Origin of the sequence: Escherichia sp. WS1152 (genome assembly GCF_046487665.1) — a bacterium.
GTDB lineage: Bacteria > Pseudomonadota > Gammaproteobacteria > Enterobacterales > Enterobacteriaceae > Escherichia > Escherichia coli.
Genome location: NZ_JBJQJA010000011.1, coordinates 21,467 through 45,412, shown reverse-complemented (window position 1 = coordinate 45,412; position 23,946 = coordinate 21,467). Strand labels below are relative to the sequence as shown.

23 protein-coding genes are annotated in these 23,946 nt (G+C 51.1%); 4 read left to right on the top strand and 19 right to left on the bottom strand.

Going from position 1 to position 23,946, the window contains the following annotated elements; genetic code table 11:
- Positions 1-55: 55 nt before the first annotated feature.
- From ACJHW7_RS17205 to tkt, 13 genes are all read right to left on the bottom strand, one after another.
- Entirely contained in the window at positions 56-796 is a 741-nt protein-coding gene (locus ACJHW7_RS17205; RefSeq protein WP_000669834.1) for an oxidative stress defense protein, read from the bottom strand.
- Positions 797-888: 92 nt separating this feature from the next.
- The gene (gene argO, locus ACJHW7_RS17200) at positions 889-1,524 is read right to left on the bottom strand and encodes an arginine exporter ArgO (RefSeq protein ID WP_000493346.1); all 636 of its coding nucleotides are present in this window, start codon (positions 1,522-1,524) and stop codon (positions 889-891) included.
- A 138-nt stretch (positions 1,525-1,662) separates the two neighbouring features.
- Entirely contained in the window at positions 1,663-2,523 is an 861-nt protein-coding gene (gene mscS, locus ACJHW7_RS17195; RefSeq protein ID WP_000389818.1) for a small-conductance mechanosensitive channel MscS, read from the bottom strand.
- A gap of 357 nt (positions 2,524-2,880) precedes the next feature.
- Positions 2,881-3,960, bottom strand: a complete 1,080-nt coding sequence (fbaA, locus tag ACJHW7_RS17190) for a class II fructose-bisphosphate aldolase (RefSeq protein ID WP_000034372.1) — start codon at positions 3,958-3,960, stop codon at positions 2,881-2,883.
- A gap of 214 nt (positions 3,961-4,174) precedes the next feature.
- Complete coding sequence (gene pgk, locus ACJHW7_RS17185; RefSeq protein ID WP_000111269.1) at positions 4,175-5,338, bottom strand: phosphoglycerate kinase; 1,164 nt, start codon at positions 5,336-5,338, stop codon at positions 4,175-4,177.
- A gap of 49 nt (positions 5,339-5,387) precedes the next feature.
- Complete coding sequence (epd, locus tag ACJHW7_RS17180; protein WP_021557191.1) at positions 5,388-6,407, bottom strand: erythrose-4-phosphate dehydrogenase; 1,020 nt, start codon at positions 6,405-6,407, stop codon at positions 5,388-5,390.
- A gap of 284 nt (positions 6,408-6,691) precedes the next feature.
- On the bottom strand, positions 6,692-7,405 hold the full coding sequence (locus ACJHW7_RS17175; protein WP_072847842.1) for a nucleoside/nucleotide kinase family protein: 714 nt from the start codon (positions 7,403-7,405) through the stop codon (positions 6,692-6,694).
- The gene (fumE, locus tag ACJHW7_RS17170) at positions 7,402-7,911 is read right to left on the bottom strand and encodes a fumarase E (protein WP_000224123.1); all 510 of its coding nucleotides are present in this window, start codon (positions 7,909-7,911) and stop codon (positions 7,402-7,404) included. The genes ACJHW7_RS17175 and fumE overlap by 4 nt, the downstream gene beginning before the upstream one ends.
- A gap of 21 nt (positions 7,912-7,932) precedes the next feature.
- Positions 7,933-8,898 (bottom strand): class II fructose-bisphosphatase, encoded by a 966-nt coding sequence (gene glpX, locus ACJHW7_RS17165; protein WP_001625898.1) that lies wholly within the window; start codon positions 8,896-8,898, stop codon positions 7,933-7,935.
- Positions 8,895-10,172 carry a zinc-binding dehydrogenase gene (locus ACJHW7_RS17160; RefSeq protein ID WP_021557193.1) on the bottom strand — a complete coding sequence of 426 codons (1,278 nt, stop codon included), beginning with the start codon at positions 10,170-10,172 and terminating at the stop codon, positions 8,895-8,897. The genes glpX and ACJHW7_RS17160 overlap by 4 nt, the downstream gene beginning before the upstream one ends.
- Positions 10,173-10,186: 14 nt before the next feature.
- Positions 10,187-11,575: a PTS mannitol transporter subunit IICB gene (gene cmtA / locus ACJHW7_RS17155; protein WP_000428802.1), complete on the bottom strand. Its 1,389-nt coding sequence runs from the start codon at positions 11,573-11,575 to the stop codon at positions 10,187-10,189.
- Positions 11,576-11,602: 27 nt separating this feature from the next.
- Positions 11,603-12,046 carry a PTS mannitol transporter subunit IIA gene (gene cmtB / locus ACJHW7_RS17150; RefSeq protein ID WP_001625902.1) on the bottom strand — a complete coding sequence of 148 codons (444 nt, stop codon included), beginning with the start codon at positions 12,044-12,046 and terminating at the stop codon, positions 11,603-11,605.
- 313 nt (positions 12,047-12,359) lie between these two features.
- On the bottom strand, positions 12,360-14,351 hold the full coding sequence (gene tkt, locus ACJHW7_RS17145) for a transketolase (RefSeq protein WP_000098609.1): 1,992 nt from the start codon (positions 14,349-14,351) through the stop codon (positions 12,360-12,362).
- Between the two features lie 277 nt (positions 14,352-14,628).
- Between tkt and loiP the strand changes: the two genes are divergently transcribed.
- Entirely contained in the window at positions 14,629-15,387 is a 759-nt protein-coding gene (gene loiP / locus ACJHW7_RS17140; RefSeq protein ID WP_000701842.1) for a metalloprotease LoiP, read from the top strand.
- Positions 15,388-15,592: 205 nt separating this feature from the next.
- On the opposite strand, the gene speB is transcribed toward loiP, so the two are convergent.
- The 6 genes from speB to yqgD all read right to left on the bottom strand — a co-directional run bounded on the left by speB (position 15,593) and on the right by yqgD (position 20,241).
- Entirely contained in the window at positions 15,593-16,513 is a 921-nt protein-coding gene (gene speB, locus ACJHW7_RS17135; RefSeq protein ID WP_000105566.1) for an agmatinase, read from the bottom strand.
- A 135-nt stretch (positions 16,514-16,648) separates the two neighbouring features.
- On the bottom strand, positions 16,649-17,380 hold the full coding sequence (locus ACJHW7_RS17130; protein WP_000758914.1) for a lipoprotein: 732 nt from the start codon (positions 17,378-17,380) through the stop codon (positions 16,649-16,651).
- Positions 17,381-17,525: 145 nt separating this feature from the next.
- The gene (speA, locus tag ACJHW7_RS17125) at positions 17,526-19,502 is read right to left on the bottom strand and encodes a biosynthetic arginine decarboxylase (RefSeq protein WP_001295380.1); all 1,977 of its coding nucleotides are present in this window, start codon (positions 19,500-19,502) and stop codon (positions 17,526-17,528) included.
- Positions 19,503-19,510: 8 nt separating this feature from the next.
- Positions 19,511-19,642 carry an acid stress response protein YqgB gene (yqgB, locus tag ACJHW7_RS17120; protein ID WP_001297406.1) on the bottom strand — a complete coding sequence of 44 codons (132 nt, stop codon included), beginning with the start codon at positions 19,640-19,642 and terminating at the stop codon, positions 19,511-19,513.
- A 93-nt stretch (positions 19,643-19,735) separates the two neighbouring features.
- On the bottom strand, positions 19,736-19,879 hold the full coding sequence (gene yqgG, locus ACJHW7_RS17115) for a protein YqgG (RefSeq protein ID WP_001297404.1): 144 nt from the start codon (positions 19,877-19,879) through the stop codon (positions 19,736-19,738).
- Between the two features lie 110 nt (positions 19,880-19,989).
- Positions 19,990-20,241 (bottom strand): protein YqgD, encoded by a 252-nt coding sequence (yqgD, locus tag ACJHW7_RS17110; protein ID WP_001303651.1) that lies wholly within the window; start codon positions 20,239-20,241, stop codon positions 19,990-19,992.
- A 55-nt stretch (positions 20,242-20,296) separates the two neighbouring features.
- On the opposite strand from yqgD, the gene metK reads away from it, so the two are divergent.
- From metK to ACJHW7_RS17095, 3 genes are all read left to right on the top strand, one after another.
- Positions 20,297-21,451 (top strand): methionine adenosyltransferase, encoded by a 1,155-nt coding sequence (gene metK, locus ACJHW7_RS17105; RefSeq protein ID WP_001062128.1) that lies wholly within the window; start codon positions 20,297-20,299, stop codon positions 21,449-21,451.
- 436 nt (positions 21,452-21,887) lie between these two features.
- Entirely contained in the window at positions 21,888-23,282 is a 1,395-nt protein-coding gene (gene galP, locus ACJHW7_RS17100; RefSeq protein ID WP_001112301.1) for a galactose/proton symporter, read from the top strand.
- Positions 23,283-23,358: 76 nt separating this feature from the next.
- Positions 23,359-23,856: a SprT family zinc-dependent metalloprotease gene (locus ACJHW7_RS17095; RefSeq protein WP_000858396.1), complete on the top strand. Its 498-nt coding sequence runs from the start codon at positions 23,359-23,361 to the stop codon at positions 23,854-23,856.
- Positions 23,857-23,946: the final 90 nt, after the last annotated feature.

Sequence of the window (23,946 nt, the reverse complement as noted above, 5' to 3'; positions counted from 1 at the left end):
AGGAGGCAATATCGGGTAAAGGCATTAGCCCGACGAATACGTCGGGCTACAAGTATTATTGTGCTGCAGGTGTTTTAGCGGGTTGTTGATCCACAGGTTCTAACTGGAAGACCACATCGACCTGATCATCAAACTGAATAGCGGCCTGCTCGTAAGTTTCCTGGGCTGAGACCGGCGCGGCATCGGCTTTCATCATCCGCACCATTGGGCTGGGCTGATAGTTGGAAACATGGTAGCGCACGCTATATACCGGCCCCAGTTTACGATGAAAGCCGTTCGCCAGTTCCTGCGCCTGATGAATCGCGTTATCAATCGCTGCCTTACGTGCTTTGTCTTTATAGGCATCCGGCTGCGCCACGCCCAGCGACACAGAACGAATTTCGTTAAGACCCGCCTTCAGCGCGCCATCCAGCAAGGAATTCAGTTTGTCTAACTGACGGAGCGTGACTTCCACCGTTCTCACAGCGCGGTAGCCTTTAAGGATACTTTTACCATCCTGATAATCATAATCTGGCTGGGTGCGTAAGTTCGCTGAGCTGATATCTTTTTTCGCGATCTGATTGAGTTCAAGGAAGGAAATGTATTGTGCGACGCGCTCATCCGCCTGTTTCTTGGCAGTAGCGGCATCCTTTGCGGCCACATTGACTTCAATCGCAAGAGTGGCAATGTCTGGCACCGCATCCACGCTTGCCGTACCGGAGGTGACAATATGCGGTCCATCCGGCAATTCGTTAGCCTGCGCTGCCATCCCGCTAATACCCATTAATGCCGCCAGGGCGATAACTTTGAACTTCACGTTAGTCTCTCCGTGTTATTTGACTTGCCTAAAATTCAGGACCTCTGGAGGCAAGCTTAGCGCCTCTGTTTTATTTTTCCATCAGATAGCGCCTAACTGAACAAGGCTTGTGCATGAGCAATACCGTCTCTCGCCAGCTGCAAGGCTATAAACCACATGACACATCCCACTACCAGATTGATAATGCGCTGTGATTTTGCCGTGCGCAGGCGCGGTGCCAGCCAGGCTGCGAGAATAGCCAGACCAAAGAACCACAGGAAAGAGGCGCTAATTGTCCCGAGCGCAAACCAACGTTTTGGTTCGACGTCAAGCTGACCGCCAAGGCTGCCCAGTACAACAAAAGTATCCAGGTAAACATGCGGATTCAGCCAGGTCACTGCCAACATGGTGGCGATAATTTTCCATCTTCCTTGCTTCAGGACTTCGGCACTGGCTAACTCAATATTACTGCTCATCGCTGTTTTAAAAGCGCCAAAACCATACCAGAGCAAGAAGGCTACGCCGCCCCAGGTGACCAGCGCCAGCAACCACGGCGACTGCATCAATAACGCGCTGCCACCAAAAATCCCGGCGCAAATCAGGACCAAATCGCTGATAGCGCAAAGTAAGGCAATCATAATGTGGTACTGACGACGAATGCCCTGATTCATCACAAAAGCATTTTGTGGACCGAGCGGTAGGATCATAGCTGCGCCAAGCGCAAGACCTTGAAAGTAATAAGAAAACACGTTTGGTATTCCGAATTAAGTATCTGATGCAGAGACTATATCGCGGGATTGTTATTAGCGGAAATTGATAATATTAATTGGCAATCAGAAAAACTAATAAGAGAGAGGCCAGAGAGTATTATCTGGCCTCAGCGTTGATTACGCAGCTTTGTCTTCTTTCACCCGCTTAAAGTTCACATCCATTTGCGGGTACGGGAAGCTGATACCGGCGGCATCAAATTCACGTTTAATACGCTCCAGCACATCCCAGTACACGTTTTGCAGATCGCCACTGTTGCTCCAGACGCGGACCACGAAATTAATCGACGATGCACCAAGTTCGTTCAGGCGCACAGTCATTTCGCGATCTTTCAAAATGCGATCTTCAGACTGGATAATATTGGTCAGGATCTGCTTAACCTGATCGATATCGGAATCATACGCCACGCCAATAATAAACTCGTTACGGCGAACTGGCTCGCGGGAGAAGTTAATAATATTTCCGGCAATAATTTTACCGTTCGGAATAACGATAATTTTACCGTCTGCAGTACGCATGGTGGTGGAGAAAATCTGCACACTCAGCACAGTACCGGCTACGCCGCCGAGGTCAACATATTCTCCGGCACGGAACGGGCGGAACATGACAAGTAACACGCCAGCGGCCAGGTTAGACAGTGACCCCTGCAAAGCCAGACCAACAGCTAAGCCTGCGGCACCGAGTACAGCAATGACGGACGCGGTTTGTACACCCACGCGTCCCAGTGCAGCGATTAGCGTAAAGGCGATAATACCGTAACGGACTAATGCAGAAAGAAAATCAGCAACAGTGGCATCGATTTTACGGGAGATCATCAGGCGATTCACCGCGTTGGAAATCATCCGCGCGATAATCAAACCAACGATGATGATCGCGAGTGCCGCCACGATGTTTACTGCATAACTTAGCAGCAGCGCCTGGTTAGCCACCAGCCAGCTTCCCGCGCCGTTTATGCTATCGACAACATTCAAATCTTCCATTCAATATTCCTTTTCAACTGACTCAAAATGGAGAAATACACTCCGCCGCCTTATGACGGGCAGTCTGACAAGGGTAAACAATAAAGCATAATTTTGCCAAATAGATCACAGATTTCTCATCTGTATCACCTTGCTTTTGGCGAAAAAATCCCCGCAGAGCGGGGCTCAGACAGATATCAATGTGCGCTTTGTCATGCCGGATGCGGCGTGAACGCCTTATCCGGCCTACAAAAACCTGCGAATTCAATATATTGCAGGATACGTGTAGGCCTGATAAGCGTAGCGCATCAGGCAATTTTTCTTTTGGCGAAAAAAAGACCCGCAGAGCGGGCCTTGAGATAAGCAGAAAGGAATGACTTACAGAACGTCGATCGCGTTCAGTTCCTGGAATGCTTTTTCCAGACGAGCGATCATCGAAGTCTGACCGGCACGCAGCCATACGCGCGGATCGTAGTATTTCTTGTTCGGCTGATCTTCGCCTTTCGGGTTACCCAGCTGACCCTGCAGATAAGCTTCGTTCGCTTTGTAGTAGTTCAGAACGCCTTCCCAGGTTGCCCATTGGGTATCGGTATCGATGTTCATTTTCACTACGCCGTAGCTTACGGAGTCTTTGATTTCCTGAGCAGTAGAACCGGAACCACCGTGGAATACGAAGTTCAGGCTGTTGTGCGGCAGGTTGTGTTTCTTAGAAACATATTCCTGAGAATCACGCAGGATGGTCGGAGTCAGAACTACGTTACCCGGCTTGTAAACACCGTGTACGTTACCGAAGGACGCTGCGATGGTGAAACGCGGGCTGATTTTGCTCAGCTCGGTGTATGCGTAATCAACGTCTTCCGGCTGGGTGTACAGTGCAGAAGCGTCCATGTGACTGTTGTCCACGCCGTCTTCTTCACCACCGGTGCAACCCAGTTCGATTTCCAGAGTCATGCCGATTTTGGACATGCGCTCCAGGTATTTAGAGCAGATTTCGATGTTCTCTTGCAGAGATTCTTCAGACAGGTCGATCATGTGAGAAGAGAACAGCGGCTTGCCGGTAGCAGCGAAGTGTTTTTCACCCGCGTCCAGCAGACCGTCGATCCACGGCAGCAGTTTCTTCGCGCAGTGGTCAGTGTGCAGGATAACCGGAACACCATAATGTTCAGCCATCTGGTGAACGTGATGCGCACCAGAGATCGCGCCCAGGATAGCAGCACCCTGCGGAACGTCAGATTTCACGCCTTTACCAGCGATAAAGGAAGCACCACCGTTGGAGAACTGAACGATAACCGGCGCTTTAACTTTAGCAGCGGTTTCCAGTACGGCGTTGATGGAGTCAGTACCGACGCAGTTTACTGCTGGCAGTGCGAAGTTGTTTTCTTTTGCTACCTGGAAAACTTTCTGTACGTCATCACCAGTGATTACGCCAGGTTTTACGAAATCAAAAATCTTAGACATGTCTCTTGTCCTGTATCGTCGGGCCTTATACTCGTCATACTTCAAGTTGCATGTGCTGCGTCTGCGTTCGCTCACCCCAGTCACTTACTTATGTAAGCTCCTGGGGATTCACTCTCTTGTCGCCTTCCTGCAACTCGAATTATTTAGAGTATGAAAAAATGCGTGCTCTAAAAGCGCGCTGAAACAAGGGCAGGTTTCCCTGCCCTGTGATTTTTTACTTCTTAGCGCGCTCTTCGAGCATCGCTACTGCAGGCAGTACTTTACCTTCCACGAATTCGAGGAATGCGCCGCCGCCAGTGGAGATGTAGGAGATTTTGTCAGCAATGCCGAACAGGTCGATTGCTGCCAGAGTGTCGCCGCCGCCAGCGATGGAGAACGCTTCGCTGTCTGCGATAGCGTTAGCCACGATTTCAGTACCTTTGCGGAAGTTCGGGAATTCGAACACGCCAACCGGACCGTTCCACAGAATGGTTTTCGCATTCTTCAGGATTTCAGCCAGTTCCTGAGCGGAAGCATCACCGATATCCAGGATCTGCTCGTCAGCTTTCACGTCGTTAACAGATTTCAGGGTAGCCGGAGCGGTTTCAGAGAACTCGGTTGCTACGCGAACATCAGACGGAACCGGGATGTTGCAGGTGGTCAGCAGACGTTTTGCTTCGTCAACCAGGTCAGCTTCGTACAGGGATTTACCCACATCGTGGCCTTGTGCCGCGATAAAGGTGTTAGCGATACCACCACCAACAATCAGCTGGTCAGCGATTTTAGACAGGGAGTCCAGAACGGTCAGTTTGGTAGATACTTTAGAACCACCAACGATAGCCACCATCGGGCGAGCAGGTTCTTTCAGTGCTTTACCCAGCGCGTCCAGTTCAGCTGCCAGCAGCGGGCCTGCGCACGCAACGTCAGCGAATTTACCGATACCGTGAGTAGAAGCCTGCGCGCGGTGAGCAGTACCGAATGCGTCCATTACGAACACGTCACACAGTGCAGCGTATTTTTTGGACAGGGTTTCGTCGTCTTTCTTCTCGCCTTTGTTGAAGCGAACGTTTTCCAGAACAACCAGTTCACCTTCAGCAACGTCAACGCCGTCGAGGTAATCTTTAACCAGACGAACCGGGTTAGACAGTTTGTCTTTCAGGTAGTTAACAACCGGCAGAAGAGAGAATTCTTCGTTGTACTCGCCTTCGGTAGGACGACCCAGGTGGGAAGTTACCATCACTTTTGCGCCTTGTTTCAGGGCCAGTTCGATGGTCGGCAGAGAAGCACGGATACGCGCGTCGCTGGTTACTTTCCCGTCTTTTACTGGTACGTTCAGATCCGCACGGATAAATACACGTTTCCCAGCAAGATCCAGATCGGTCATCTTAATTACAGACATGGTGAATCCTCTCGTTGATTCTAAAAGTTTTGCAGACGCTGCTTGCGTCTTACCTGAAAGCAACAGTAGCCATAGCTAACGTCGTGTCGAGCATTCGGTTAGCAAAGCCCCATTCGTTATCGCACCAGACCAACGTTTTGATCAGGTGTGCGCCACTGACCCGGGTTTGGGTGCCATCGACAATGGCACTGTGCGGATCGTGGTTAAAATCTACAGAGACCAACGGCAATTCCGTATAGTCAACTATACCATGAAATGCACCTTGTGCTGCTTTTTGCAGCAACAGGTTGACTTCATTGGCTTTTACAGGTTTCTTCACCGTCACGCTTAAATCGATTGCCGTCACATTTATGGTTGGCACACGTACCGCAATCGCTTCAAAGCGATCGTTAAATTGCGGAAAAAATCGTGTGATACCGGCGGCCAGTTTAGTATCGACCGGAATGATCGACTGGCTGGCTGCCCGGGTGCGACGCAGGTCAGGATGGTATGCATCAATAACCTGTTGATCGTGCATGGCGGAGTGAATTGTGGTCACAGTGCCGGACTCAATACCGTACGCATCATCTAACAATTTGATGACGGGAATTATGCAATTCGTGGTACAGGAAGCGTTAGAAACGATGCGGTGTTCCGAACGAAGTTGATCCTGATTGACGCCGTAAACAACGGTCGCGTCGAGATCGTTACTGCCAGGATGTGAAAAGAGCACTTTTTTAGCCCCGGCGGCAATGTGCGCTTCGCCATGCTCGCGGGAGCCATATACGCCGGTGCAGTCGAGGACTACATCAACGCCAAGTTCACGCCAGGGGAGCGATTGCAGTGAACGTTCATGCAATACGCGGATGGCGTCATCACCAACAAAAAGTTGATCGCGTTCCTGTCGTACTTCCCATGCAAAACGGCCATGGCTGGTGTCGTATTTCAACAAATGCGCCATGCCCGCAGCATCCGCCAGTTCGTTGATTGCCACCACGGTAATTTCCGCCCGGCGTCCGGATTCATACAAAGCACGAACCACATTACGCCCGATGCGACCGAAGCCATTTATCGCTACGCGTACGGTCATAGATCTCCTGCAAGGTTTTCCCTGAGCAAATTTGCCAGACAGAGTAATCCAGCAAATCGTCCGGGGAAACCTTACCTGTCGCAAACTGCGACTGATTGGTTAATTGTCGAACATTTAATCGACTGAAACGCTTCAGCTAGGATAAGCGAAACGTGGAATAAAAGGAATGATTGTCCAGTCAAAGAAGACATTTATCTGACTCACATCACACTTTTATCCCCTTTTGTGGGAAGCTTTATTCCAGGCTGGCGTAATAATAACCCTGCAATAACTGGAATAAATTGTCAGCTTGTGAAGTGATACCGGCCTTCTTCAGTCATCTCTACTATCAGATTGGCCTGACGACTATTCATCAGCACACGCTCGACATTGGGGCCATCGGTTCGGGCATAAAATGCTTCGGCTTCTTGCCGCGATAATCCTCCCGCAATTTTACGACTAATCAAGCGCTCCCGCAGAATTTGAGCAGGTGCATGAATAAAAATAGAAAAATCGCAGAAAGATGCCAACTCCAGCCACTTTTCATCATCCAGTAATAGCCAGTTTCCTTCGACGATGACGAGTGGTGCGGTAACGTGCAACGCATCTTCAACAGGATCATGCTTTTGTCGATCATACTGCGGCCACGTACAATCCCCTTCCACGACCTGGCGCAGATTTTCCGCCAGTTTCGCTACGTCAAATGTCTCTGGTGCGCCTTTGAAGGGGCGCAATTGATGCGCATCCAGCCAGCTATTGTAATGGTGAAAACCATCCATCGGGAGCGTCTGAATAGCGGGCAGCTCCGGGTCTTGTTGCGCGAGATATGCCCAGAAGGTGGTTAGGGTAGATTTACCCGTCCCCGGCGGAGCGCAAAGAAAAACCACGGTTCGGCGCTGCGGATTTACCGTCTGTAAGGCCGCCAGCATACGCAGCAACGGTTTATGCACGCGTTCTATCTCTTCATCATGGTACTGCGCTTGCACGTTCAGCCCATTCACCGTTAATTCAATTTTCACGGCGTTAATTCCTTTAAGGTGGTCGTTACTGCCAGCGTCAGCGCCGTTTTGACCATCCCGCTAAAACGCGCCTCTGACCAGACGGCGAAATCAGCGAACTTCATCGCTTTTAACGCGTCATAGAGCATCGCATTGCGGGTTATGCTATTGACGTTGCTGATAAAATCCCAGGTCATGTCATCGGCAAATCCGGGCGCTTCATCCTGTTCGTTCAGGTAATGCCAGAACTGGGAAAAATGCGTGATATCGGCGTACAGCCATTTATCCATTTTCCCCAGCGCATAAATCAAACGCAGCGCAACATCAATATCGTCAAGCGGGCCGCTTTGGGCGAGTAACGGCTTCACTGCATATTCCACGATCTCTTCATCGTTATCGACAAACAGCGACGGCAGAAACTGGCGTATCCCCTGGAGCAAAATAGAATGCGCAGTTTTCATAAATGAAAATAAATTGTCCTGTGCATCCAGTTGCTCAAGCACATCATCTTCTGTCAGCGTCGCCATTGGTCTTCCGATAGATCACCATCAATGCAGGGAGTCTATTATATTACACGTTTGGTCCGCGCCGCCGATCAGTAATGTCTGCGTCCGCACCCCATTCGCCGTCTGTTGGATACCGTTCACCAGCTCACCGCCCGTCACGCCCGTAGCGCTAAAGAGGATATCGTTCCCCCTCACCAGTTCATCGAGCGAGTACACACGGTTAACGTCAACGCCCATTGCCTTGCAACGCTTGCGCTCCTGCTCTGCAATCTGCCGATTTTCCGTGTAATCCCCTTTAGCCTGACAAAAGTCAATCAGCTCGGCCTGCATATCCCCGCCTAATGCTTTAACGGCACAGGCAGAAATCACGCCTTCCGGCGCACCGCCGATGGTGTACATCACATCGTAAGGATTATCCTGCCAGCAGGTCAGCACGCTGGCGGCAACATCGCCATCCGGCAGGGCAAAAACCTTCACGCCCAGCTGTGTTGCTTCTTCAATCGCGGCACTCAGACGCGGTTTATCCAGCGTAACCATGCGCAGCTTGTCCAGCGGTTTACCTAACGCCCGCGCCACGTTACGCAAGTTGTCCGCCAGAGGCAAAGACAGATCAATCGCCCCGGCAGCCAGTCGATTAACAACCAGCTTTTTCATATACATATCGGGCGCATGTAACAGGCTATCTCGAGGGGCGAAAGCCATGACCGCCAACGCATTGCTCTGCCCCATCGCTACCATCCGCGTGCCTTCGATCGGGTCAACCGCGATATCGACTTCTGGCCCATCGCCTTTGCCCACCTTTTCGCCAATCCACAGCATCGGCGCATGGTCAATTTCTCCTTCGCCGATAACCACTCGTCCACGAAAAGCGACGTCGTTTAATGCCTGGCGCATCGCGGTGACCGCCAGGCCATCAATTTTATTTTTGTCGCCACATCCGGTTTGCGGCCAGGCAGCCAACGCTGCCTGTTCCGTAACGCGAAATAATGGCCACGCCAGGGACATCATTGCGCGGCCTCCCCGATATCAACGCCAAATTGTGCCAGCAGATATTTCTCGGCCTGTTCATTCCAGATGCCGTGCGTTTCCTCAACCAGCCGCGCCAACTCTTTAAACAGCGGATCGGTTTTGCCTTTTTCGGCAAAATCGGCAATGGCAGTGAGCGGCATGGTCACGCCGTTATAAATGAGTTTTTTACCGCCAGGGATATCCGGCAGATTGAGCACGGTTTCTGGCACCGCATCCAGGCCACCGATATGGGTCACCATAAACGACGGCTGTAACTGCCTAGTGGCGCTAAGGGCAATCGCCTCTTTCATGTCGTCCGTTGAACCGCCGGATGTACCGACGACGTGCGTGCTGTTGTAATGAACGTTGTAGAAATTAAACGGCACTTTGAAGTTTTTATCCGTCGGCCCGGCAAAGAAGTTCAGACAGCCATCTTCCGCCAGTAATTCATCAGCCATCTCAACGACAGCAGGCACCGCCGCATAAACAAAAATGTCATCGAACCCGGCATCTCCTGTCAGCGCCCGCAGCATCTGGACAGGATCGCTCATCCCTTTGGTATTCACATACACCAGCTCAATGCCTTTACTGGCCGCCAGTTCCACCGGCAGCAGCTTCTGTACCTGCGCCAGACGTTTGTCGTCGATATCGACCACCACCACCCGCGACGGTTGTATGCCGCCGTTAATGGCGTAATCGATAGCGCCAATGCCCATCGGACCTGCACACGCCAGCAGTGCAATATTGCCGCCAGGTTTGACGCCCATGCGATGCTCATAAACATATTGCGTGGTGTGATAATTGGCATGATAAGCACCAATAATGCAGCACATAGGCTCTGCCAGCGACGCCGCAGCAAAATAAGAGCCGTGATACGGTAATACGCAGCCCAAATTAATGGCGATTTCGGGAATAATCATATAAGTGGCATTGCCGCCAAAATATTCGTAGCTGTAGCCCGCTGAATATCCGCTTGGTAACCCCATCGCCGGTTGCAATACAAAACGCTGGCCTTTTTTATATTTGCCAGTGAGATTTTTACCCACTTCGACAATAACCCCGGCACATTCATGCCCGGTAATGACCGGATGATTTTCTAAATCGTCGGGTACGCGTTTATGTTCACTACCGAGTAACGCCGCTTTCCAGGTGGATAAACAGACGCTGTCAGAAATCACACTCACCAGTAATTCATTATCGGTAATTTCTGGCAGTTCAAATTCGCGCAGACGGACATCCCGCTTGCCATAAATAGCAGCAACTTTGGTTTTCATTTTTATCTCTGTAATCAGTGTTTATGTTCGGCGGTTAATTGATTAAATAAAGTGTCGAGTTTTGGATCGCCAATATAGTTATTAATCAATATCAGTGGTTTATCCGTCACACGTTTCACGCGCCCTTCCAGACTGGCATGAGTAACGACGATATCCGCATCCGCAGGCACGTTTTCTATGGCGTAATGTTTTACTTCAATTGCCAGCCCCGCTTTTTCCAGGCGTTTACGGAAGGTGGTCGCGCCCATCGCACTGGAGCCCATCCCCGCATCGCAAACAAAGGCGATACGCTTAACCCTGCTTAACGAGAATGCACCCTCTTGTTTCATCGCCTTAACCGCATTGGCTGACTTAGCAAACTCATCTTCGCTCTCCGTTTCCACCGTTTTTTCCATCTTCAGTATCAGCGAAGTGATAGCAAAGGACACCAGGGTACCTACCGTAACACCGGCAATTGTCGCCAGGAACGAACCTTTCGGCGTCAGCGCCAGGTAAGCAAAGATAGACCCCGGACTTGGGCCAGCCACCAGACCACCGTCCAGTAAGTTAAACATCCAGGTGCCAGACATACCGCCCGCAATCATGGCAATAATAGTCAGCGGCTTCATCAGCACATATGGGAAATACAGTTCGTGGATCCCACCGAGGAAGTGAATAATCATCGCCCCGGGCGCAGAACGTTTACTCATCCCTTTACCAAACAAGGTAAACGCCAGCAGCAGCCCCAGGCCCGGACCTGGGTTAGAGGCCACCATAAAGAAGATGGATTTACCGTTAACCGAAGCCTGTTGCATTCCCAGCGGATAATAGACGCCCTGATCGATCGCATTATTAAGGAAAAGCACTTTCGCCGGTTCATTGATGACTGACAGCAGAGGCAGATAACCCGCATGTACCAGCGCCTCGATACACTCTTTGACGAAAGTATTGGCAATTAACACCGCCGGGCCGATCACTTCAAAACCCAGCAGACAAAGGAGCATCCCCGCGATACCTAATGAGAAGTTATTGATAACCATCTCAAAACCGGCAGGTATGCGTTTTTCCAGTGCCTTATCAACATATTTTATGACCAGACCACCGAGCGGCCCCATAATCATTGAGCCAAGGAACATCGGGATCTCTGCGCCGACGATCACACCAATAGTACCTATTCCGCCCATGACCGCGCCGCGTTTACCGCCGACCAGATGACCACCGGTAGAACCAATCATCACGGGCAATAAATAGGTAATCATCGGGCCGACAATTTTGGCGAAATGTTCGTTAGGCAGCCAACCGGTGGGAATAAATAACGCAGTAATAAAACCCCAGGCAATAAAAGCACCAATATTGGGGATGACCATTGCAGTCAAAAAGCCCCCAAAAGCCTGGACCTTTGCACGAGCAGACTTGTTTTCCATAATATTATCCTGTAGAGGAGAGAGTAATTATCCGCGGCTGATAATGTCCGCTAATTGTTTTTCTGATGATGCTGTTAAGAGTTGTTCGAGTATTTCTTCTTCGCACAGTAATTCACTTAACGCCTGAATAGCGCCAATGTGCGAATCGGCATCGGCAGCAGAGAGTCCGATGAGTAATTTAATTGGTTCGTCATTCCCCGGAAAATAAACACCTTGTTCAAGTAATGTCAAAGACATCCCGGTTTTAAGCGCCCCACATTCCGGTCGCGCATGAGGCATTGCCACGCCTGGTGCGAGAATATAATAAGGGCCATTGTTAATGGTGGAATCTTTAATTGCCTGAATGTAAATCTCGCTGATATAGTTTTTATCCAACAATGATACCATCGAGAAATCGATAGCTTCCTGCCAATCTTTTGCTGAATGTATAACTGAGATTGATGATTCTGGAAAATAATCACTAAGCCGCATAAATTATCCTTATTTTATTTTTAGGGTACCGTCCGGCGGTAAAAATAAAATACTCGTGCGGTTTAATGAAAGCAATTGAGCAGGGAAACCGGTGTTTTGAAAACAGTGAATTATTAATTTCTTATATAACATTGAGTTATAGATATAACAACAAATGTCAACACGCATATCGTGATGCATATTACATAATTGATATTTATTGCATATAAATATTTGTGATCTACAACACGCTTTATCTATTGCTTGTCCGCAAACGGACATATCAAGGTAATAAAAAAGGTCGCCGAAGCGACCTTTTTACCCGAAATGCTAATTACAGCAGTTCTTTTGCTTTCGCAACGACGTTGTCGACGGTGAAGCCGAACTCTTCGAACAGCAACTCTGCCGGAGCTGACTCACCGAAGGTGGTCATACCGATGATAGCGCCATTCAGGCCAACATACTTGTACCAGTAGTCAGCAATACCCGCTTCCACCGCAACGCGTGCAGTAACCGCTTTAGGCAGTACAGACTCACGGTAAGCCGCGTCCTGCTTGTCGAATGCGTCGGTAGACGGCATGGAAACCACGCGCGCTTTCACGCCTTCGGCAGTCAGTTTTTCGTATGCAGCGACAGCCAGTTCAACTTCAGAACCAGTAGCGATGAAGATCAGTTCCGGCTGGCCGGCACAGTCTTTCAGCACATAACCACCGCGCGCGATGTTTGCCAGCTGCTCTTCAGTACGTTCCTGCTGCGCCAGGTTCTGACGGGAGAGGATCAGCGCGGTCGGGCCGTCCTGACGCTCAACGCCGTATTTCCACGCTACTGCAGATTCAACCTGGTCACACGGACGCCATGTAGACATGTTCGGGGTCACGCGCAGAGAAGCGACCTGCTCAACCGGCTGGTGAGTCGGGCCGTCTTCGCCCAGACCGATGGAGTCGTGGGTGTAAACCATCACCTGACGCTGTTTCATCAGCGCAGCCATACGTACGGCGTTACGTGCGTATTCGACAAACATCAGGAAGGTGGATGTGTACGGCAGGAAGCCACCGTGCAGGGAGATACCGTTAGCAATCGCGGTCATACCGAACTCGCGAACACCGTAGTGGATGTAGTTACCCGCAGCATCTTCGTTGATTGCTTTAGAACCAGACCACAGGGTCAGGTTAGACGGTGCCAGGTCAGCGGAGCCGCCGAGGAATTCCGGCAACAGCGGGCCGAACGCTTCAATAGCATTCTGAGACGCTTTACGGCTGGCGATTTTCGCCGGATTAGCCTGCAGTTTAGCAATGAACTCTTTCGCTTTTGCGTCGAAGTCAGACGGCATTTCGCCTTTCATACGGCGGGTAAATTCAGCGGCTTCTTGCGGATAAGCTTTCGCGTAAGCAGCGAATTTCTCGTTCCATGCAGATTCTTTCGCCTGGCCTGCTTCTTTCGCATCCCACTGCGCATAGATTTCAGACGGGATTTCGAACGGCGCGTATTTCCAGCCCAGCTGTTCGCGGGTCAGAGCGATTTCTGCATCACCCAGCGGCGCACCGTGGGAGTCGTGAGTACCGGCTTTGTTCGGGGAACCGAAACCGATGATGGTTTTGCACATCAGCAGGGACGGTTTGTCAGTCACTGCGCGCGCTTCTTCTACTGCGCGTTTGATGGATGCTGCGTCATGACCGTCGATGTCGCGAATAACGTGCCAGCCGTAAGCTTCGAAACGCATTGCGGTGTCGTCGGTGAACCAGCCTTCAACGTGACCATCGATAGAAATACCGTTGTCATCGTAGAACGCAATCAGTTTACCCAGCTTCAGCGTACCCGCCAGAGAGCAAACTTCGTGGGAGATGCCTTCCATCATGCAGCCGTCGCCCATGAAGGCGTAGGTGTAGTGGTCGACAATGTCGTGGCCCGGACGGTTAAACTGCGCCGCCAGCGTTTTTTCTGCAATCGCCATACCTACTGCGTTGGCAATACCCTGCCCCAGCGGACCGGTGGTGGTTTCCACACCAGCGGTGTAACCCACTTCCGGGTGGCCCGGAGTTTTAGAGTGCAGCTGACGGAAGTTTTTCAGTTCTTCCATCGGCAGATCGTAACCGGTGAGGTGCAGCAGGCTGTAGATCAGCATGGAGCCGTGGCCGTTGGACAGCACGAAGCGGTCACGGTCAGCCCAGGACGGATTCTGCGGGTTGTGTTTCAGGAAATCACGCCACAGGACTTCGGCAATGTCAGCCATACCCATAGGGGCACCCGGGTGACCGGATTTGGCTTTCTGTACTGCGTCCATGCTCAGCGCACGAATAGCATTGGCAAGCTCTTTACGTGAGGACATTTTGACTCCAGATCGGATGATGAAGGGCACGCCCTTAACGACTTGACGACAGCGCGTTTTGGGCTACGCCGGAAAATTTGCCAACAATTTACCGCAAGCCGCGCGTCATGTACATGGAACATCCTTTTGCCGCTTCAGAAATCTCTGGATCATGCTCGCATGTTGCGCAATCTACTCGCCCGTCCGCTGCGCTTTTCCTTATACTGAGACTGAGCGTCGGTTCACCTGCAAACGGCGCATTTATAGAATAATCCTGACCTTGTGCGGAAGAAAAAACATGAAAATTCGCGCCTTATTGGTAGCAATGAGCGTGGCAACGGTACTGACTGGTTGCCAGAATATGGACTCCAACGGACTGCTCTCATCAGGAGCGGAAGCTTTTCAGGCTTACAGTTTGAGTGATGCGCAGGTGAAAACCCTGAGCGATCAGGCATGTCAGGAGATGGACAGCAAGGCGACGATTGCGCCAGCCAATAGCGAATACGCTAAACGTCTGACAACTATTGCCAATGCGCTAGGCAACAATATCAACGGTCAGCCGGTAAATTACAAAGTGTATATGGCGAAGGATGTGAACGCCTTTGCAATGGCTAACGGCTGTATCCGTGTCTATAGCGGGCTGATGGATATGATGACGGATAACGAAGTCGAAGCGGTGATCGGTCACGAAATGGGGCACGTGGCGTTAGGCCATGTGAAGAAAGGGATGCAGGTGGCACTTGGTACAAATGCCGTGCGAGTAGCTGCGGCCTCTGCGGGCGGGATTGTCGGCAGTTTATCTCAATCACAACTCGGTGATCTGGGCGAGAAATTAGTTAATTCGCAATTCTCCCAGCGCCAGGAAGCAGAAGCCGATGATTATTCTTACGATCTTCTGCGCCAACGCGGCATCAGCCCGGCAGGTCTTGCCACCAGCTTTGAAAAACTGGCAAAACTGGAAGAAGGTCGCCAAAGCTCAATGTTTGACGACCATCCTGCATCCGCCGAACGCGCCCAGCATATTCGCGATCGCATGAGCGCGGATGGGATTAAGTAAAGCCTGGTGGTGTCGAACGTAGGTCAGATAAGGCGTTCACGCCGCATCTGACATGAATGGCACATTTGTTACCTTGTGCGCATTGCCGGATGCGATGCTGGCGCATCTTATCCGGCCTACGGGTGCCGAACGTAGGTCGGATAAGGCGTTCACGCCGCATCCGACATTAATGGCACGTTTTACCCGTGCGCATCGCATCTGGTGCTTACTCGCCCTTTTTCGCCGCCTGAATATACAGCATTTCCAGCGCCAGCGTTGCCGCTGCCAGAGCGGTGATTTCCGACTGATCGTATGCCGGAGCCACTTCCACTACGTCCATCCCAACGATGTTGAGATCTTTCAGGCCGCGTACCAGTTTAATGGCGCGATCGGAGGTCAGACCGCCAATTACCGGCGTACCGGTTCCCGGCGCAAATGCAGGATCCAGGCAGTCGATATCAAAGGTCAGGTAAACCGGCATATCACCCACAATTTGTTTCACCTGGGCGATAACGTCATCCACGCTGCGATCGTTCACCTGGCAGGCGTCCAGCACGGTAAAGCCGTTGTCTTTATCGAACTCAGTACGAATACCAATCTGCACGGAATGATTCGGGTCGATCAGACCTTCTTTCGGCGCGGTATAGAACATGGTGCCGTGGTCAAATTCACAACCGTTAGCGTAGGTATCGGTGTGGGCATCAAAGTGTACCAGCGCCATTTTGCCGAAATGCTTCGCATGTGCACGCAGCAGCGGCAACGTAACAAAGTGGTCACCACCGAAGGAGAGCATACGCTTACCGGCAGCCAGCAGCTTCTCGGCGTGTGCCTGCAGTTTTTCGCTCATCTCACGGGCATCGCCGAAGGCATATACCAGATCGCCGCAGTCCACCACGTTCAGACGCTCGCGCATGTCGAAATTCCACGGGAAGCGGTTGTGTTCCCAGGCCAGGTTAGTCGAAACCTGGCGAATCGCCGCCGGGCCGTGACGACCACCGGCACGGCCAGAGGTGGCCATGTCGAACGGCACGCCGGTGATCACCCAGTCGGCATCGCTGTCATACGGCTGGAAGTTCATCGGCAGGCGTAAAAAACCAAAGGCGTTGGAAACCAGTGAGTTATCGTATTGATGACCTAAGGTGCTCATGGATGGACTCCTATTACAAAGTCGATATAAAAAAACCCTTCCGCGTCGTTAGGCCCGACGAGGAAGGGTTGGATTTGCGAAACACAAGTTTGTGCTAATTATCGCCTTAAATGGGCGAGGCATCAAGCGAGGTTGCTATTTCCGACACGGTGGCGGCGCATAGCCATTGTTATCTGCCGGAAAGGCTTGTCCAGAGCACGGCGGCAGCGCGTTTTGCGCCTGGCCTTGTAATTCAAAGGCGGCAAAGCCTATTACACCGGTATTACGCACATCGCCTTGCGCCGAATTGGCTGCGTAGGAATCAGCAACGTTGGCGAACTGAAAAGCCGCTTCGGTATGTTTATCTTTGCGGAATCCTTTAATCGCTAACGAATCTCCGGCATTCACAATATAGCCGTTGTTATTCAGCGAACCTTGCTTGCCGTTCAGCACATCCAGGCCATCAACCGTAGCAACGATCTCGTAGTTGGTGTTACGACTGTAATTACGGACATATAATTGATAATTCATTCCGACTCTGGCATGGACAATATAGCGTGGTTCATTATTGGATGAATCATAAACACGCGTAATAGGTAGAGAATTAAAATTACCATCGCGAATAGCATATTCCAGTTCGTTAATACGAATGCTATAAACGCGGTCGTAGCCGGAAGGAACATTAGTCGAATAACTAATAACGATCATCTCCGCCGGATCGCGCCAGGCTCGCTCAGCAGATACGCCCTGAACCGTTGAGTGCACATCCCCACCCCAGGCGGTGCCGACATTGCCCGATGCACTGCTATTATACTGCGCATTACTGGAACAACCGGCCAGCAGCACGATTAATGCCACCAACGCGCTACGTACTTTCCATTTTTTCATAACCGTTCCCTCTGCATTTAATTAATGCAGCGATTGTAGGGAGATTATTTAATAAGAAAAGCAGCTAAATTATTTTTAAGAATATATAAAAAGAAAGCGGACCGATTTACGTAAATAAATCGACCCGCCAGCAGAATAATCTTAATTATTCATCTTCAAGATAGGTATAACCGTACAAACCTGCCTCGAACTCTTCAAGGAACTGTTGTTGCAGTTCAGCATCAAGATCGGTTTTCTTCACTTGATCACGGAACTGAGTTAACAGCGTTTTCGGATCGAGCTGTACATATTGCAGCATGTCCGCCACGGTATCGCCTTCGTCAGACAGTTCCACTTCTACACTACCGTCAGGGAAGACGAACACGTCAACCGCTTCGGTATCACCGAACAGGTTGTGCATGTTGCCGAGGATCTCCTGATATGCGCCGACCATAAAGAAACCGAGCATCGGCGGATTCTCTGGATCGTACTCCGGCATAGGCATTGTCGTGGCAATACCATCACCATCGATATAGTGGTCGATAGCACCGTCAGAGTCACAGGTAATATCCAGCAGCACAGCGCGGCGTTCCGGCACTTGATCCAGCCCTTCCAGCGGCAGAACCGGGAACAACTGGTCGATCCCCCACGCATCCGGCATCGACTGGAACAGCGAGAAGTTGACGTACATTTTGTCCGCCATACGTTCCTGCAGCTCGTCGATAATCGGACGATGAGCACGGTTTTGCGGATCCAGCTGCTTTTGCACTTCATGGCACATGCTCAAATAAAGCTGCTCAGCCCATGCACGTTCTTGCAGGCTAAAGGTGCCGGAAGAGTAGCCGATATGAATGTCGTGCAGATCCATCTGACTGTCGTGTAACCATTCACGCAGAGAACGGCGAGTTCCCGGTTCGTGCATCTCCTGCCAGGTTTCCCACATGCTTTGCAGCGCGCGCGGCGCATCTTCTGCAGGCGCGGTCGGCACCGTGTATTCGTTACGTTCCACGCCGATGATATTAGACACCAGCACGGTGTGATGCGCAGTCACTGCACGCCCCGATTCAGTGATTACCGTCGGATGCGGCAGACCATTTTCTTCACACGCATCACCAATCGCCCAGATGATGTTGTTGGCGTATTCATTGAGGCCATAGTTTACGGAGCAGTCAGACTGCGAACGGGTGCCTTCATAGTCCACGCCCAGACCGCCGCCGACGTCGAAGCACTGAATATTGACGCCCAGCTTGTGCAGTTCCACATAGAAACGCGCGGATTCACGAACGCCCGTGGCGATATCGCGAATATTCGCCATCTGCGAACCGAGGTGGAAGTGCAGTAGTTGCAGGCTGTCGAGACGCCCGGCTTCACGCAGGGTTTCAACCAGTTGCAGTACCTGAGTCGCAGCCAGGCCGAACTTCGATTTTTCCCCGCCGGAAGACTGCCATTTACCCGAGCCCTGCGAAGCCAGACGTGCACGCACGCCCAGACGAGGAACGACATTCAGACGTTCTGCTTCATCCAGCACAATGGCGATTTCTGACATCTTCTCAATGACCAGATAGACCTTGTGCCCCATCTTCTCGCCAATTAATGCCAGGCGGATATATTCGCGGTCTTTATAACCGTTGCAGACGATGACGCTACGGGTCATGCCAGCATGTGCCAGCACTGCCATCAACTCGGCTTTGGAACCGGCTTCCAGACCCAGCGGTTCGCCCGAATGAATCAGGGACTCAATCACGCGACGGTGCTGGTTAACTTTGATCGGATAAACAAGGAAGTAATCGCCGTTATAGCCGTAGGATTCCCGCGCACGTTTGAACGCGGCGTTAATGGAACGCAAACGGTGCTGCAGGATCTGTGGGAAACAGAACAGTGCAGGCAGACGCTGGCCCTGTGCTTCACGAGTTTTCACTAACTGCGCGAGATCGACGCGAGCTTCCGGGACGTCCGGGTCCGGGCACACGCTGATGTGGCCCAGCTCGTTAACGTCATAGTAGTTATTGCCCCACCAGGCAATATTGTAAGTACGCAGCATCTTGCTGGCTTCCTGGGAGCTCATTGCAACCTCCTGCATGGAGCGTAGTACACCGTGTTCGCCCGCTGACGAAGGCAAACCCATAGACATGTCGTCAGACATAGCGAACCTCAAATTATTTTATTAAGTGTAAAACAGTTAACGACTATCGCAGCCTGGAACTGCGATAACAACCCATAAGCACATGGATTTTCCAGCAGTGAATGCTGACGCTCCAACTGCGCAACCGGTTTCTTTTTCATAACATTATTAAGCACATAACCGAACGTAAGTGTGACAGTTCGGCGAAACCACGAGAAAACTCTTGTTTTTACAAGAGCGCCCTTGTTCAGTCCTCAGTAACTGTAACCAGCTCTTGAATCCTGAGAAGCGCCGAGATGGGTATAACATCGGCAGGTATGCAAAGCAGAGATGCAGAGTGCGGGGAACGAATCTTCACCAGAACGGTGAGACAGGTTAAGCAGCAGACAACGGTTCATTATTTCGTATCACCTCCACGGCCGCCTGTTAAGACGAACCCACAAGCCAAAACTCTGATTTCAACCCGGCTGGAAGTGGCAACACGAAAGAAACGTCGTGTGCTTTTTATTTAAGCCGCGCGCCGCGTTTTATACCCCACAATGGCAGAAAATTGCAAAAGATAAATACGCAGAATGCCGGCATTGTCAGGAAAAATTTCCAGCCACGTTTTTAACAGAATGAGACACGATTCAAAAAAAAGTGGAAATCGGGTGAAGAATTGACCTAAAATAGCCATCCAGATGTTAATCCATCCATACCGATTAACACTCAGACTGCCAGTGTTTTTAACCTGCAGAGTCGTGGTAGGATCCGCTACCACAGAAAATCCACACAACAGTTTGAGCTAACCAAATTCTCTTTAGGTGATATTAAATATGGCAAAACACCTTTTTACGTCCGAGTCCGTCTCTGAAGGGCATCCTGACAAAATTGCTGACCAAATCTCTGATGCCGTTTTAGACGCGATCCTCGAACAGGATCCGAAAGCACGCGTTGCTTGCGAAACCTACGTAAAAACCGGCATGGTTTTAGTTGGCGGCGAAATCACCACCAGCGCCTGGGTAGACATCGAAGAGATCACCCGTAACACCGTTCGCGAAATTGGCTATGTACATTCCGACATGGGCTTTGACGCTAACTCCTGTGCGGTTCTGAGCGCTATCGGCAAACAGTCTCCTGACATCAACCAGGGCGTTGACCGTGCCGATCCGCTGGAACAGGGCGCGGGTGACCAGGGTCTGATGTTTGGCTACGCAACTAATGAAACCGACGTGCTGATGCCAGCACCTATCACCTATGCACACCGTCTGGTACAGCGTCAGGCTGAAGTGCGTAAAAACGGCACTCTGCCGTGGCTGCGCCCGGACGCGAAAAGCCAGGTGACTTTCCAGTATGACGACGGCAAAATCGTTGGTATCGATGCTGTCGTGCTTTCCACTCAGCACTCTGAAGAGATCGACCAGAAATCGCTGCAAGAAGCGGTAATGGAAGAGATCATCAAGCCGATTCTGCCCGCTGAATGGCTGACTTCTGCCACCAAATTCTTCATCAACCCGACCGGTCGTTTTGTTATCGGTGGCCCGATGGGTGACTGCGGTCTGACTGGTCGTAAAATTATCGTTGATACCTACGGCGGCATGGCACGTCACGGTGGCGGAGCATTCTCTGGTAAAGATCCATCAAAAGTGGACCGTTCCGCTGCGTACGCAGCACGTTATGTTGCAAAAAACATCGTTGCTGCTGGCCTGGCCGATCGTTGTGAAATTCAGGTTTCCTACGCAATCGGCGTGGCTGAACCGACTTCCATCATGGTAGAAACTTTCGGTACCGAGAAAGTGCCTTCTGAACAACTGACTCTGCTGGTACGTGAGTTCTTCGACCTGCGCCCATACGGTCTGATTCAGATGCTGGATCTGCTGCACCCGATCTACAAAGAAACCGCAGCATACGGTCACTTTGGTCGTGAACATTTCCCGTGGGAAAAAACCGACAAAGCGCAGCTGCTGCGCGATGCTGCCGGTCTGAAGTAATCTTTCTTCACCTGCTTTCAAAGGCCAGCCTCGCGCTGGCCTTTTTCTTTTACCTCACCGCGGTGGATAGGCGTTCACGCCGCATCCGGCAAAAAAACCGCCTGCACAATAACATCATTCTTCCTGATCACGTTTCACCGCAAATTATCATCACAACTGAAACCGATTACACCAACCACAACAGACAAAGATTTGTAATATTTTCATATTATTATTCGGTTTTCACAGTTGTTACATTTCTTTTCAGTAAAGTCTTAATTGCAGATAACAGCGTTTAATCTATGATGATATAACTCAATTATTTTCATGCACTTAAATCATAACTAAGATAAATGTTAGTGTAAGCGATTACACTGATGTGATTTGCTTCACATCTTTTTACGTCGTACTCACCTATCTTAATTCACAATAAAAAATAACCATATTGGAGGGCATCATGCCTGACGCTAAAAAACAGGGGCGGTCAAACAAGGCAATGACGTTTTTCGTCTGCTTCCTTGCCGCTCTGGCGGGATTACTCTTTGGCCTGGATATCGGTGTAATTGCTGGCGCACTGCCGTTTATTGCAGATGAATTCCAGATTACTTCGCACACGCAAGAATGGGTCGTAAGCTCCATGATGTTCGGTGCGGCAGTCGGTGCGGTGGGCAGCGGCTGGCTCTCCTTTAAACTCGGGCGCAAAAAGAGCCTGATGATCGGCGCGATTTTGTTTGTTGCCGGTTCGCTGTTCTCTGCGGCTGCGCCAAACGTTGAAGTACTGATTCTTTCGCGCGTTCTGCTGGGGCTGGCGGTGGGTGTGGCCTCTTATACCGCACCACTGTACCTCTCTGAAATTGCGCCGGAAAAAATTCGCGGCAGTATGATCTCGATGTATCAGTTGATGATCACTATCGGGATCCTCGGTGCTTATCTTTCTGATACCGCCTTCAGCTACACCGGTGCATGGCGCTGGATGCTGGGTGTGATTATCATCCCGGCAATTTTGCTGCTGATTGGTGTCTTCTTCCTGCCAGACAGCCCACGTTGGTTTGCCGCCAAACGCCGTTTTGTTGATGCCGAACGCGTGCTGCTACGCCTGCGTGACACCAGCGCGGAAGCGAAACGCGAACTGGATGAAATCCGTGAAAGTTTGCAGGTTAAACAGAGTGGCTGGGCGCTGTTTAAAGAGAATAGCAACTTCCGCCGCGCGGTGTTCCTTGGCGTACTGTTACAGGTAATGCAGCAATTCACCGGGATGAACGTCATCATGTATTACGCGCCGAAAATCTTCGAACTGGCGGGTTATACCAACACCACCGAGCAAATGTGGGGGACAGTGATTGTCGGCCTGACCAACGTACTTGCCACCTTTATCGCAATCGGCCTTGTTGACCGCTGGGGACGTAAACCAACGCTAACGCTGGGCTTCCTGGTGATGGCTGCTGGTATGGGCGTACTCGGTACAATGATGCATATCGGTATCCACTCTCCGTCGGCGCAGTATTTCGCCATCGCCATGCTGCTGATGTTTATTGTCGGTTTTGCCATGAGTGCCGGTCCGCTGATTTGGGTACTGTGCTCCGAAATTCAGCCGCTGAAAGGCCGCGATTTTGGCATCACCTGCTCCACCGCCACCAACTGGATTGCCAACATGATCGTTGGCGCAACGTTCCTGACCATGCTCAACACGCTGGGTAACGCCAACACCTTCTGGGTGTATGCGGCTCTGAACGTACTGTTTATCCTGCTGACATTGTGGCTGGTACCGGAAACCAAACACGTTTCGCTGGAACATATTGAACGTAATCTGATGAAAGGTCGTAAACTGCGCGAAATCGGCGCTCACGATTAATCTCCTCAGGCTTCCTCCCGTCGCGGAGGAAGCCGCCTCTTGCAGTCATCTTTTCTTCGCTCTATCCTCTGCCGCTATGAAAACATCCCGTCTCCCTATCGCCATCCAACAGGCCGTTATGCGTCGCCTGCGGGAAAAACTCGCCCAGGCCAACCTGAAGCTAGGGCGTAACTACCCGGAGCCAAAACTCTCTTACACCCAGCGCGGAACCTCCGCCGGAACAGCCTGGCTGGAAAGCTATGAAATTCGCCTCAATCCCGTTTTGCTGTTGGAAAACAGTGAAGCCTTTATTGAAGAAGTGGTGCCGCACGAACTGGCACATTTGCTGGTATGGAAACATTTCGGCCGCGTAGCGCCACATGGCAAAGAGTGGAAGTGGATGATGGAAAGCGTGCTGGGCGTTCCCGCCCGTCGTACGCATCAGTTCGAACTGCAATCCGTGCGTCGCAACACCTTCCCCTACCGCTGTAAGTGCCAGGAGCATCAGCTTACCGTACGCCGCCATAATCGCGTAGTTCGTGGCGAAGCCGTCTATCGCTGTGTTCACTGCGGCGAACAACTGGTCGCAAAATAACCATCTGAACTATCAGGAACTTTCCTGATCTGGCTGATTGCATACCAAAACAACTTTCGCTACGTTGCTGGCTCGTTTTAACACGGAGTA